General features: G+C 71.1%; 12 protein-coding genes. All 12 read right to left on the reverse strand.

Features of this window, described 5'->3' with window-relative positions:
- On the reverse strand, positions 1-861 hold an 861-nt coding region (locus IZR01_RS42185; RefSeq protein ID WP_323747252.1), incomplete at its 3' end, for an aminotransferase class I/II-fold pyridoxal phosphate-dependent enzyme.
- Positions 858-2861: an alpha-hydroxy acid oxidase gene (locus tag IZR01_RS42190; protein ID WP_323747253.1), complete on the reverse strand. Its 2004-nt coding sequence runs from the start codon at positions 2859-2861 to the stop codon at positions 858-860. The genes IZR01_RS42185 and IZR01_RS42190, both read right to left, overlap by 4 nt.
- Positions 2862-2885: 24 nt before the next feature.
- The gene (locus IZR01_RS42195; protein ID WP_194895764.1) at positions 2886-3194 is read right to left on the reverse strand and encodes a phosphopantetheine-binding protein; all 309 of its coding nucleotides are present in this window, start codon (positions 3192-3194) and stop codon (positions 2886-2888) included.
- Positions 3195-3233: 39 nt separating this feature from the next.
- Positions 3234-4169, reverse strand: coding sequence for a 3-oxoacyl-[acyl-carrier-protein] synthase III C-terminal domain-containing protein (locus IZR01_RS42200; protein ID WP_194895763.1), 936 nt, complete (start codon positions 4167-4169; stop codon positions 3234-3236).
- Positions 4166-5932 carry a class I adenylate-forming enzyme family protein gene (locus IZR01_RS42205; protein WP_438939718.1) on the reverse strand — a complete coding sequence of 589 codons (1767 nt, stop codon included), beginning with the start codon at positions 5930-5932 and terminating at the stop codon, positions 4166-4168. The genes IZR01_RS42200 and IZR01_RS42205 overlap by 4 nt, the downstream gene beginning before the upstream one ends.
- Before the next feature lie 56 nt (positions 5933-5988).
- A complete protein-coding gene (locus tag IZR01_RS42210) occupies positions 5989-6885 on the reverse strand; it encodes an SDR family NAD(P)-dependent oxidoreductase (protein ID WP_194927101.1) in 897 nt (298 codons plus the stop codon).
- Complete coding sequence (locus IZR01_RS42215) at positions 6882-7862, reverse strand: alpha-ketoacid dehydrogenase subunit beta (protein ID WP_194895761.1); 981 nt, start codon at positions 7860-7862, stop codon at positions 6882-6884. Before IZR01_RS42215 ends, IZR01_RS42210 begins: the two co-directional genes overlap by 4 nt.
- Complete coding sequence (locus IZR01_RS42220) at positions 7862-8872, reverse strand: thiamine pyrophosphate-dependent dehydrogenase E1 component subunit alpha (protein ID WP_194927102.1); 1011 nt, start codon at positions 8870-8872, stop codon at positions 7862-7864. Before IZR01_RS42220 ends, IZR01_RS42215 begins: the two co-directional genes overlap by 1 nt.
- Positions 8865-9686 carry a DUF3050 domain-containing protein gene (locus tag IZR01_RS42225; RefSeq protein WP_194927103.1) on the reverse strand — a complete coding sequence of 274 codons (822 nt, stop codon included), beginning with the start codon at positions 9684-9686 and terminating at the stop codon, positions 8865-8867. Before IZR01_RS42225 ends, IZR01_RS42220 begins: the two co-directional genes overlap by 8 nt.
- On the reverse strand, positions 9686-10603 hold the full coding sequence (locus IZR01_RS42230) for a phytanoyl-CoA dioxygenase family protein (RefSeq protein ID WP_194895758.1): 918 nt from the start codon (positions 10601-10603) through the stop codon (positions 9686-9688). The genes IZR01_RS42225 and IZR01_RS42230 overlap by 1 nt, the downstream gene beginning before the upstream one ends.
- The gene (gene hppD, locus IZR01_RS42235; RefSeq protein ID WP_194927104.1) at positions 10600-11697 is read right to left on the reverse strand and encodes a 4-hydroxyphenylpyruvate dioxygenase; all 1098 of its coding nucleotides are present in this window, start codon (positions 11695-11697) and stop codon (positions 10600-10602) included. Before hppD ends, IZR01_RS42230 begins: the two co-directional genes overlap by 4 nt.
- A gap of 48 nt (positions 11698-11745) precedes the next feature.
- Positions 11746-13005, reverse strand: coding sequence for a beta-ketoacyl-[acyl-carrier-protein] synthase family protein (locus IZR01_RS42240; protein WP_194927107.1), 1260 nt, complete (start codon positions 13003-13005; stop codon positions 11746-11748).
- Between the last annotated feature and the right edge of the window lie 3 nt (positions 13006-13008).

The raw sequence follows: 13008 nt of genomic DNA on the forward strand, positions 1-13008 counted from the left end.
GGCCAGGAGCGTCCGCCGCCCCGCCCCGTCCACCACCACCTGATCGGCGACCAGGAATCCCACCCGCGCGCCGGGGAACACCGACTTCGCGAACGACCCCAGGTAGATCACCGACCGACCGCCCGCCACGCCATCCAGCGCCTTCAGCGTCGGCCGCGCCTCATCGTCGAGCCCGAACAACCCGTACGGATCGTCCTCCAGAATCACCAGCCCGGCCTCCGAGGCCACCTCCAGCAACCGGCGCCGTGCCGAGACCGCCATCGACACCCCCGATGGGTTGGCGAAGTTCGGCACCACATACAGCCCCCGCGCGCGCCGCCCCGACGCCCGCACCTCCCGCGCTACCCGCAGCACCGCGTCGGGGTCCAGCCCGTCGGCCGCCTCCGGGACCGGGACGACCTCGATCCCGAGGATGCGCGCGGCCCCGGTGAACCCGACGTAGCAGGGCTCGGCCGCGAGCACGACGTCATCAGGCCCCGCACACAGTCCCCGCAGCGCGACGATCATCGCCTCCTGACACCCGGCGGTCACCATCACCGCCTCGGCCGGCACCTCGATCCCCTCGTCGACGGCGAGCGTCCGGGCGATCAGGTCCCCGATCACGCCGTTCGTCCGGCCGTACTGGAGCAGCGTCCGGTCGATCGCGGACGCCGAAAGGCCGGTACTGGCCAGGTGATCGCGATAGACCTGCAAGTACCGCTCGACATCGTCGGCGACGTAGAACCCGTCGTAAGGACGCCCGGCCGCCAACGACACCGCGTCCGGGAACCGGGCGGCGACCTCGTTGAGGAAGTTCATCGACGCGGCGGCCGGGTCACGGACCGCCACGTGCAGATCCTCACGCCGCCACTCGGCCGTCACCGCACCGCCCCCTCGAACCGCACCGCATCGCGGTCGATCACGTCCAACGTCGGCCGCCCGGCCAAAGCCATAGTGTGTGCCAGCTCCCCGGTCGCCAGATCCAAGAGCCCTGCGACCCCGGCCGCGCCGTCGACCGCCAACCCCCACAACACCGGCCGCCCCAGGAACACCGCCTGCGCGCCCAAAGCCAAGGCCGCGAACGCGTCTCCCCCGCTGCGCACGCCCCCGTCGAACAGCACCGGGCATGCCCCGGCCACCGCCGCCACCACTTCCGGCAACGCCGCCAGGCTCGGCACCGCGCCGTCCAGCTGTCGGCCGCCGTGATTAGAGACGATGATCGCATCAGCACCATGAGATACCGCGAGCCGGGCATCCTCGGCGGTGAGGATCCCCTTCAGCACGATCGGCAACTCGCTCCGCTCGCGCAGCCACGCCAGATCGGCCCACGTCACCGACGGATCGATGGCCCTCGCGGTGTGCACGGCGAGCGCCGAGGATCCCGAGCCGCGCACATGGGCGGCCGCCATCAACGCCGCGTCGAGGTTCACCGCCGCGCACTCCGGTCCGACCGCGAACCCGTTCCGCATGTCACGCAGCCGCCGGCCCATGCGCGGGATGTCGACGGTCAGCACCAACGCGCGGTAGCCGGCCGCGGCCGCCCGGTCGATCAGCCCGGCCAGCGCCTCCCGCTCCCGCAGCCAGTACAGCTGGAGCCACAACGGCCCGGATGCGGAGGACGCGATGTCCTCCAACGTGCGGCTGGCGAAGATGCTCACCGCGTACAACGCGTCGGCCGCGCCAGCTCCCTGGGCTGTCGCGACCTCGCCGTCGGGATGCACCAGCCGGTGATAGGCGGTCGGTGCGACAGCCAGTGGTGTACCTACAGAGGAGCCGAGAATCTGTGTCCGGGTATCGCAAATCTCGGTGTCGACCAGTGCGCGCGGTCGCAGTTCCACCCGGGTGAAGGCCTGCCGGTTGGCCGTGACGGTGCGCTCGGTGTCCGCGCCGCCGTCGATGTAGTCCCAGACTTCGGGCGCGACCCGCTCCTGAGCGGCGCGCCGGTAGTCGTCCAGACACAACAGCGGCGAGGAGGCCTGGGGAGTGAAGGCGCCGCGAGATCGGCGGACGTCGACAGCGGCCGTGCACAGGAGTCCGAGCTCCGGGTCGGCGTCGGCGAGCACGATGCGGTGGCCGCCGTGCTCAGCGGAATCCGCTTCCAGTACTCCGGCCAGCTCCCACCAGACTCCGGTGAACGGCCGGCCCGGGGAGGCCAGCACCACATCCGCGCGAGCCACCAGTGCATCGGCCTCGGCCTTGAGTACCGCGCCGAGAATGACGGTCCGCGCCTCACCGAGGTCTTCGATCTGTGCGCACGGCGACCTCTCGGCGGTGCCGGCCCGCACGTGCACGTCGCCGATCCCGGCTCCGTCCTCGTCTCCGTCGTCGTCCCCGAACAGCAGCGCGACCCCGCTGTGCGCCGAAGGCACCGCGACGGGAACCCCGGGATCGTAAGCGAGCCAGGCCTGCTCGACCACCACCAGCAGCGCGCGCCGGTAGTCCCCGCTGCGCGCGTACTCGCGTATCAGCCGCAGCCCGGTGAAGCCCGCGGCGGTCCCCTCGTCGCTGACCGCGAAGGCCATCGGCTTGCCGGGGCAGACGTGGCTCAGATAGGTGGTGGTGGCCCGGCCCGGCGTTATGTCAGGAATCGCATATGCCATGACCAGCAGATCGACGCCCTCCCCGGCCGGCACTGCCAGCTCGATCAGCGCCTCGGCCATCTCCCCGTACGACTGGCCGCGCGGCGCCAGCGCGCCGGGGTTCAGCGCCAGCCCGTGCGGCTGCAACAGATCGGTCAGATAGACGTCGAGCCGGGCCGTGTGCGCCTGGTCCTGGGCCAGGCTGGACGGTCCCGGAAACGCCAGCCGCACCGCGCGGCGGATCCCCCACCGATCGGCCGGCTGGGCGGCGGCGCGGTTTCCGGGCGGGACAGTAGTGTGCACGGCCTCGGTACCTCAGTCTCAGTGTCAGTCTTCGGGGATCACGTTGCCGGCGACGTAGTCGGCCAGCGTTCCGACGGTTTCGAAGTGCTCGCGGCCGAGGTCCTCCACGCTGATCTCGACCTCCAGGTTCTCCTCCAACAGCAGCACGATCTCCAGTGCCCCGGTGGAGCTCATCCCCAGGTCCTCCATCAGCGTCGTGCCCTCGCCGGCGCCGTCGACCTCGCGCTTGAGGACGTCGGGCAGCAGCGCGCAGACGGTGTCCACGATCCGCGCGCGCAAGCCCGCGTCGGCGGTGATGGCGCCGATGTGCAGCTCCAGACTCTGCTCCGTCATGACGGTCCTTTCTCAAAGTTCTGCATCACGCGACCCCCTTCAGTGTTCGAAGACCATGGCCGAGAACGTCGCCCCGCGTCCGGCGCCGGCGGCCGCGACGACGTACCGCTCCCCCGGCTTCAGCAGGCCCTTGCGGCTGGCGGTCCGGTAGTTCAGGAAGGCGTCCGCGCAGAACACGTGGCCGTCCGGCGTCACGTTGTCCAGCACGACCTGCGCCTGCGGGAAGCCGATCCGCTTGCAGACCCGTTGCCAGGCCACCACGTTCACGTTGTGCGGCAGCACCAGGCTGATCCCGGCCATCGCCAGCCCGGCGCCCTCCACGGCGGCCAGGATCGCCTCGCCGAGCGCGTCGGAATAGATGCGCTGGAACTCCAGTGCCTGCTCCATCGAGTCGCCGTCGAACTCGCCGCGCAGGTCGGCGGTGTAGGACAGCAGCCGGTCGCGGTCCCCGGACGCGCTTACCAGGCAGGCCGACGCACCCTCGCCGAAGAACGACGTCTCGGGCACCAGCTGCGCCTCGCCGGTGAACGCCTTCTCCCCGGCCAGGATCAGCGCCAGGGCGTCCGGGCGGGTGTCGGCGTCAGCGGCCAGCAGGCGGCCCGCGACGTCGATCGCCAGCAGGCCGGAGGCGCAGGCGTGGTGGCCGACGGCGAACGTCTCGGCGTGGTCCAGTCCGCGTTCGCGGCACAGCTCGCGCAAGGGGTTCAGCGGATAGGGGGTGACCGTCGGGAAGGTGCGGGCGTGGATGACGTACCGGACCCGTTCCTCGTTGCCGACCAGGCCTTCGAGGTCATCCAGCGCGCCGCGCAGCAAATCGGACAGGGTTCCGCCGGGGTCGCGGCTGACCGAGCCGAGCTTGTGATAGCGCCGGAAGACCTTCGTCTGCATGGCGGTCAGACCGAACCGGTCGGCCAGGTCCTCGATCGGTACCCGTTCGGCCGGGAGGTAGGTGCCGATGGCGGTCAGGGCGGTCACAGGGGCCTGCTTTCCTGTGCGGCCGAGGTAGTGCCCGGGGTCGAGGTCGCGGCCGGGTCCGGAACACAGGCCGGGTCTGGGTCCGAGGCCGGGTCCGGCGCGTCCTGGGCCACGGAATCCGTCACGTACCGCTGCCGCATCAGGAACTTGCGAACCTTGCCGGTCGGCCCGACGACCAGCCGGTCGTCGCCGATCACCAGGACACTGCGAAGGGTCGCGGCCGCGGCGTCGGTCAGCGCACCGCGGACCGCCGGCTCCCAGTCCTCGTGCGGATCGGCCCACGGATGCAGCGTGAGCAGTACGTCGGTCACGACGCCGTCCTCGGTGGGAACGGCCACGACGGTGCAGTCCAGGACGTCCGGGCAGGTCTTGAGGATCCGCTCCTCCGACATGGCCGTGTACAGCCACCGGCCGCCGCCGAGGTCGACCGCGTCGACCATCCGGTCCACGTGGTAGTAGTAGCCCTCTTCGTCGCGGTAGAGCAGGTCGCCGGTCAGGTAGTAGCCGTCGCGGCGGTTGCGGTAGGTGTTGGCGCTGTCGTTCCAGTAGCCCGGCGACAACGACGGCGACTTCATCCCGCACAGCCCGACCTCGCCGACCGGGACCTCCTCGCCGGTGGCCGGGTCGAGCAGTTTGATCTCGGCGAAGTCGTGGGTCTGGCCGACGCAGCGGCCGTAGCGCTCGGTGTCGGGAGTGTGGGTGATGTGGAAGGCGTTGTGGCCCATCTCGCTGGAGCCGAGGCCGTCGACGAACATCGAGCCGGGAACCCGGTGCACGCCGTCGCGCGTGACCTTCTCGTAAGACCCGGCCGCGACCAGATGGCGGATGTGCGGTTCGTGGGCGCAGTCGCCGGTGTTGTACCAGAGCGACACCGAGTCGACGGCGCGCTCGCTCAGATCGATCCGGGCCAGCTCGGCCCAGGTGACGGCGAACCCGAACACGCCGGTGGGCCGCCAGCGCTCGATGGCGTCCACCACCGCCGGGCCGTCGTCCGGGCGGGAGAGGTAAAGCAGGTCGCTGCGATTGCACAGCGCGTGGTTCACGGCCATGATGCCGGCGGCGTGCGGGGCCGGCAGGGCACTGAGAATGCGCTCGGTGCCGCGGGCCCGGGGCTTGCGCAGGCGTAGCAGGCGCGTGCCGACGAACAGGTTGGCGTGGGTCTGGGTGACCGCGGTCGGCATCCGGGTGGTGCCCGAGGAGTGGGTGATCGCGATCGGGTCGTCGTCGGCGTGCCGGTACGGCCGCGGCGCCGCGGCCGGATCCCCGGCGCCGGTGACCGCCACGTCGTACACCGCGTCGGTCGCGAACCCCAGTTCCGAACCCCGATCCGCCCGGGCGAGCAGCCGCCGGTGATCCGCGTCTGTGAGCAGCCCGACGGCCCGCAGACGACGGATGTACTCGGCGGCTACGTCGCCGGGCAGATTGGGGTTCATCAGCGCCGGGATGGCGCCGAGCCAGGTCAGAGCCATGAAATGCAGGAAGCAGTCGGCCGCGCTGGTGACGTAGAGCGCCACCGGGTCGCGCGGGCCGATGCCCTGCTGGCTCAGCCAGACGGCGCGCGCCGCCACCGCCTCGCGCAGCTCGCCGAGGGTCAGGGCGTGCCCGGCCGGGTGGCTGTCGACGGCGGTGTCGAACGTGATGCCGGGGCCGTCCAGCGGCGCGCCGTGTTCGATCAGCTTGTGCAGCACGTTCCCGGCGCCGAGGCCGGGATCGGCGGCCAGCGCGGCCCGGATCCCGGAGCCGTTCACGGCGGGTCCGGGCATCGTGCGGCCAGGCATGGTGCGGCCGGTCGTGCTACCTCCGGTCGTGCTGCCTCCGGTCATGGCGTGTCCTCCTTCTTCGGGGCCCGGCTCAGGAACGGCCGGAAGCGGGCCTCGGAGCCGTCCGGCATCAGGGTGGTGGGCAGCGATGGGAACGCGAAGGGCCGCACCGGGCGGCCGGCGACAAGGGTCCAGGCCTGGCCGGTGCCCGGCGTGTCCAGGACGGTCAGCGCGGCGGCGGCGACGTCATCGGGTGTGAGCAGCGGGAAGCCCTGCTTGCGGATCAGCCGCCGGGTGATGCCCAGGATCGCGGTGTCAGTGAAGCCCGGACACAGGGCATTGATGCGGACGCCGCGCGGTTCGAGTGCGGCGGCGATGGCGCGGACGTAGCCGATCGCGGCGCTCTTGGTCAGCGCGTAGAGCGGATTGGCCTGGTCGGGGCCGAGGCCCGCGAGCGAGGCGGTGACCAGGATGCGGCCCGCGCGACGCGCGAGTTCGGGAACGGTCGCATCGATCCCGAACGCGAGGCCGTCGACGTTGACGCCCAGGACGCGGCGGTAGCGCTCGAGGTCGAGCGGCAGGTCCGGCGGCTGGTCGGAGCTGACACCGGCGTTGAGGACGGCGATGTCGAGGCGGCCGAGGCGCTTGACGGCGTGGGCGACCATCGCATGGTTCTGCTTCGGGTCGGACACGTCGGCGGGAAAGGCGATGCAGCCGCAGGACTCGGCGGTCTTGGCAGCCGCCTCGGGGTCTACGTCCACGACCAGGACGCGGTGGCCGGTCGCGGCGAGTTTGGCGCACAGTGCCGCACCGATGCCGTTGCCGCCGCCGGTGACCAGCGCGACTGGAGTCGCTGGGGAGTCGCTCGCGGCAGGCGCGAGTGCCTCAGTCACTGCTGAGTCGGCGGCCGCCACATGCGGTCGGCCCCCTGCTGATCCGGTTGTCGGCTCACTCATCGGGCGCCCCCATTCTTCGCGACAGCCTGAATCGCCGTCCGCAACTGCTCCCGCGTCGGCTGAAGCGCGCGGTCCAGCCCCTCGGCGAACGGCAGCACCGCGCCGTCCGGCCTGGTGACCCGTTTCGGTGGCGCGACCAGATGCATCTCCTCCGCGGCGGTGGCCAGGATCTCGCCGCCGATGCCGCAGGAACGGTTGCTGTCGTCGATCACCACCAGCCGTCCGGTCCGCTCCAGCGACTCGGCCAGCCCCTGCCAGTCGAAGGGATGAAGCGTGCGCGGATCGAAGACCTCTACATCGACCGTCTCGGCCAGCTCCTCGGCGACCTCCAGCGCGGCCTGCACCAGATGCCCGATCGCCACCACCGTCACATCCGTGCCGACGCGGTGGACCCGCCCCACCCCCAGCGGCACCGGCGCCAGCTGCGAGAGATCCACGTCCTCGCGCCGTCCCATCGCGCCGGCCGGGGCGAAGACCACGACCGGGTCGTCGTCGCGGATGGCGGTGGCCAGCAGGCCGTAGGCGTCGGCCGGGGTGGCCGGGACCGCGGTCTTCACGCCGATGTGGGCGAACAGGCTGTAGGGATGATCAGAGTGCTGACCGGCCCAGCCGTCGCGGGATCCGGAGCTGGGGATCAGGTACGTCACCGGGACGCTCACCTGCCCGCCGGTCATCAGCGAGAACTTGTGGGCCTGGTTGACGATCTGTTCGAACGCCAGGAAGAGCAGCGCGGGGATCTGGTACTCGATCAGCGGCCGCATGCCGGACATCGCGGCACCGGTGGCGATGCCCGTGAACGCCTGCTCCGAGATCGGCATGTCGAGCACGCGCGCGTCCCCGAACCGCTTCACCAGCCCCGCGGTGACGTTGGTGACGGCGGCCCGCACGTCCTCGCCGAACACGCACACCGCCGGATCGCGCTGCATCTCGTCGGCGATGGCCCGGTTCAGGGCCTTGAGATAGGACAGGACCGTCATCAGGCCACCCCGGCGCGGGCCTGGGTACCGTCGGCGTAGAGATAATCGAGCGCCGTGGCCGGATCGGGGTGCGGACTGTCCAGAGCGAACCGCACCGCTTCCTCCAGCACCGCCTCGATCTCCGCGTCGATCTGCGCGCGCCGCGCCTCGGGAAGCCGCGCCCCCTGGATTTCCAGCGGGTCCCGGGACCGTCCGAGGTCCACCTCTTCGGGGGTGCGGTAGCGCGGGCGCGCGGCGTGCTCCCACGTGTGGTGCGCGTCGTAGCGATACGTGACGCACTCCAACAGCGTCGGGCCCTCCGAACGCCGGGCCCGGGCGATCGCCGTACCGGCAGCCGCGAACACCGCTTCGGGGTCCATGCCGTCGACGCGCGCGGCCGGGATCCCGAACGCCTCGGCGCGGCCGGTGATGGAACCGGCGACCGCGTCATCGGTGCGGGTGGTGGTCGCGAACCCGTTGTTCTCGCACACGAACACGACCGGCGCGCGCCACAGCGCGGCCAGGTTGAACGTCTCCAGCACCACGCCCTGGCTGACCGCGCCGTCGCCGAAGTACGTCATCACCACCCGGTCCGACCCGGCGCAGCGGGCCGCCCACGCGGCGCCGGTCGCGATCGGGGCGGCGGCACCGACGATGGCGTTGGCGCCGAGGATGCCGATGCCGAAGTCGGCCGCGTGCATCGATCCGCCGCGGCCGGCGTTCAGGCCGGTGGTGCGGCCGGCGATCTCGGCCATCATCCGCGCCGGGTCCGCGCCCTTGGCCAGGACGTGGCCGTGGCCGCGGTGGGTGCTGGTGATCAGGTCGTCCGGTCGCAGCGCGGCGCAGGTGCCGGCGGCGACGGCTTCCTGCCCGGTGTAGGGGTGGATGCCGCCGAAGATCTGGCCGTCGTGGACGAGCTCGACGGCCCGCTCCTCGAAGCGCCGGATGAGACGGACGGTCCGGTACAGCGCCGCCGAGTCGGGCTTCTGCGAACTCGGCGACGCCGGACCTGACAGCGCAGGGTCAGCCATCACTGCTTCCGACCAACGCCGTCTCGCGCTCGCTGATGGCGGCGAGGATCCCGTCCCACAGCTTGGCCCGCGCGTTCAGCGCCCGGGTCACCGTCTCGGCGCACTGCTCCCACTTGGCGTCGTCGTCGCCGCACAGGTCGGCCAGCATCTGCATGGCCATCGGGGTGTGTTCCTCGCCGTCCACCTCGATGTGCCGCGCCAGGTAGTCGACGAAGGTGTCGAGCCCGCCGATCGTCTCATTGACCGTGACGACCTGCTCGAACATCTCCGGGATCAGGTCCTCGCGGCCGAAGGCGAACGCGGCGGCCTGGCAGTGTACGGGGGCTGCGACGATGATGTCCCAGGTGAGAGCCACGAACTCGGCCGCCGGCGCCGGGACCTCGGCCTCGACCAGCGCCGCCTCGACCGTCGCGCCGGAGCGCAGCAGGGCGATGAAGGACTCGATGACGGAGACGTCGGCGCCGGCCTCGGTCATCCCGGCCACGTAGAGCTCGAAGTGGCTGGTGAAGCCGCCGCGCAGTTCGTCGCTCTCCTCGACCAGGACGATGTCGTTGATCAGGCGGCGGCTGCCGGTCGGGCCGGTCGGCACCCACGGGACCGCGACGCAGGTCAGGTTGCGTTGCAGCGACTTGAGCAGGGACATGAAGTCCCACACCGCGAACACGTGGTGTTCCAGGAACGTGCGGATCGCGTCCTGGTCGCGCAGCCGCGCGTACAGGGCGTGCCCGACGACCTCGGCCCGGGCCGACATGATCCGTTCTTCCAGCTTGTCGATGCCCGGGTGCCGCTGTCCCCAGTCATAACGTGTGGCCATCAGTTCCTCCAGAGCACGGGGCAGAATTCGGGGTCGGCGTAGTCGGGGCGTCCGTCCGGCAGGCGCCGGACGAGCACGTCGTGGTTGTAGGCGGCCATGGTGCCGTCGCTGAGCTCGAACCGCTGGTACTCGTTCGCGCCGTCTTGCAAGTGGAAGGAGATCGCGCGGCGCGGCCGTGAGCTCAGGTTCGGGCCGCTGCCGTGGTAGGTGCGGCAGTGGTGGAAGCTCATGTGGCCCTTGGGGATGAGCATCGGGATCTTGCGGATCTCGGCGCCGTTGTGCGCGGCGTTCTCGACCAGCATCCGCTCCAGGTCGGCCTTGTCGCGCTCGGCGAAGTGCTTGACCATCGAGTCCTCGCGGCCGATCTCGGTCCAGCGGTGGCTGCCGTCGACCATGGTTATGGTGCCCATCTCCGGCCCGCAGTCGTGGAACGGGATGAACGCCGTGAGCATGTTCTCGGAGGTGCACGAGGCCCAGTAGTGCCGGTCGAAGTGCCAGGGCACGACGTTGCTGGGCTCGCCGGCGATCGGCGGCTTGTAGATCAGCGTCGACTGGAACACCCGGATCGCCTCGGCCCGCGCCAGCCGGGCGGCCACGGCGCCGAGCAGCGGCTTGGCCAGGATGCGCGCGATGGCGTCGTTCTCGTAGTGCACGTAGTCGTTGTGCCGCTGCACCGGACCGTCAGAGGGCTGCCACGCCGCGAGCTTGGCGGGACGGACAAGCAGTTCCCGGTCGCGCTCGCCGTCGTAGTAGCGGTCGGTGGCGGCGGTCAGGGCGTCGATCTCGTCGTCGGTGAACACCTTGCCGGTAAGGAACCAGCCGTGTTCGGCGTAGGCCTCGACCTCGGCGTCGGTCGGCAGCAGCGCCGCGTCCTCGTCGCTGAGGGCGAAGTGTTCCTGTACTGATCCAGTCGTCATCTCGGTCCCGCCGCTCCTATCTCCAGGGAGTCGCGCACATCGGCGAGCTCCCGTTCCTTGGCCGCGTACAGCGCGGGGATGTTGCTGGTGCCGAAGGTCTTGGCGCCGTGCCGCTCGATGAGCTCCCAGAAGAAGGTCCGGCGGATGTGCATCGACTTGGCGAAGATCTGGAACATCTGGCCCCAGTGGTCGCGGTCGACCAGGATGCCCAGCGGCCGCAGCCGCTCCACCGGCAGGTCGATGTCGCCGATGCGCTCGCCCAGCACTTCGTAGTAGGCGCCGGGGGTCTCGGCGAAGCCGGCCCCGTTGCCGCTGAAGGTGCGCACCGCGCTCACGATGTCGTCGGTGCTCAGCGCCAGGTGCTGGACGCCGGCCCCACCGTGCCAGGCCAGGAAGTCGTCGATCTGGCCGCTCTGCCGGCTCATGTCCGGCTGGATGATGGTGAAGGTGGCGCCGCCGGAGGGGCTTTGGACCACCTGGGAGTACATGCCCTGGGCGCCGACCTCGACGTACTCCTCGAAGATCAGCTTGAAGCCGAAGACGCGCTGGTAGTACTCGACGACCTGTTCCAGCTCGCCGGCCGGGACGCAGAATGCCGCGTGGTCTATGGCGCGGACTATCTCAGGGCCACTATTCGCTGGAGCCGCCTGGGCTTCGATCGCGCCGGGCCAGAACGCGGTGCCGTGACGTTCGACGAAGCGGTGCACCACGTCGCCGAAACCGCCGACGGTCGCGGTGGTCACGGTGTCGTCGCCGGAGGTGTAGGTGCGCGGCGCCTCGATGGACTCCGCACCCGCCGCCAGTGCCTGCTCGTAGGCGCCGACCGCGTCGCCGGTGTCGAAGGCGATGACGCCGACGCCGTCGCCGTGCCGGGAGACGTAGCCGTCGGCCGGATGGTGCCCGGTGCCCAAGGCCGAGGTCAGCAGGACCCTGCTAGCACCGTGGGCCAGCAGCAGGCTGCGCTGGCGCGGCAGTTCGGTCTCCGGGCCGCCGTGGCCGGCGATGTGGAACCCGAACGCGGTGCACAGGAAGAACGCGGCTTGTCGCGCGTCTCCCACGTAGAACTCGACATGGTCGATGCCGAGGATGTCCATTCCTTCGCCTTCCGCTATGTCTGCCGTGCCAGCTGTGTCAGCAGTGCGCTATGCCGTACGGGGCCGTTGGGTGCTGGGGCGGCCGTACACGACGCTGACGTTGTGGCCTCCGAACCCGAACGAGTTGGACATGACGTGCTCGACCCGCACCGCGCGCGCAGTCTTGCGGATGTGGTCCAGATCGCAGTCGGGATCGGGGTCGTCCAGGTTGTGGGTGGGCGGCAGCAGGCCGGTCTGCAAGGCGCGGATCGACACCGCCGACTCGACCACCCCCGAGGCGCCGAGCATGTGGCCGGTCACCGCTTTGGTGGAGCTGACCGGTGGAGTACTGGCGCCGAACAGGGTCCTGATAGCCACCGCTTCGGCGAGGTCGCCGAGCTTGGTGCTGGTGCCGTGCGCGTTCAGGTAGCCGATGTCCGCCGGTTCCAGGCCGGCGTCTTTGAGCGCGCGGCGCATGCTCTCGCGAGCGCCTTCGCCGTCCGGGCGCGGGGTGGTCGGGTGGTGCGCGTCGTTGGTGACGCCCCAGCCGAGCACGTCGGCGTACGCTTTCGCGCCGCGCGCCTCGGCGAAATCTTTGCGCTCCAGGACAAAAACGCCCGCGCCTTCGCCCAGGACCAGGCCGTTGCGACGGCGGTCGAAGGGCCGGCTGGCCGCCGTCGGGTCCTCGGCCCAGCCCCGGGCCAGCGCGCGGGCGTTGCCGAACGTGTCGGCCAGGGTCGGGAACAGCGGGGCCTCGCTACAGCCGGCGAGGACGACGTCCGCTTCGTCGGCGCGCAGCAGGCGCATGGCCTCGCCGACCGCTTGGCCGCCGGCCGCGCAGGCGGTGCCGCTGGAGGAGACGTAGCCGTGGATGCCGTACTTGATGGCGATGCGGGCGGCGCCCATGTTGGGGAGCATGCCGGGCAGCAGGTAGGGGCTGACGCCGAGGCGGCCCTTCTCGGTGCGCGAGATGACCTGGGCCTCCAGCGTCGCGAGGCCACCGGTGCCGGAGAGGATGACGGCCACGCGGTAGGGGTCGGCGTCCCGGCCGACTTCGAGGTCTGCGTCACTGAGCGCGTCGGCCGCCGCGGTCAGGGCCATGACGATGTAGCGGTCGACAACACGCGCCTCAGTCGCGGGCAGCACACTCGTCGGGTCGATCGGCGGCGCGAAGGCCCCCACTTCGAGCGCGGTGCCGACCTGGTGGCCCTCGGGCGGCCGGCGCAGGCCGGAGCGGCCCTCGCACATGGCGCTGTGGACGGCGGCGGCGGTGGTGCCGACCGGGGTGACCATGCCCATGCCGGTGAGGACCACTTCGGGGCGGGTCATGGG

The sequence above is a fragment of the Catenulispora pinisilvae genome (assembly GCF_015356865.1).
Lineage (GTDB): Bacteria > Actinomycetota > Actinomycetes > Streptomycetales > Catenulisporaceae > Catenulispora > Catenulispora pinisilvae.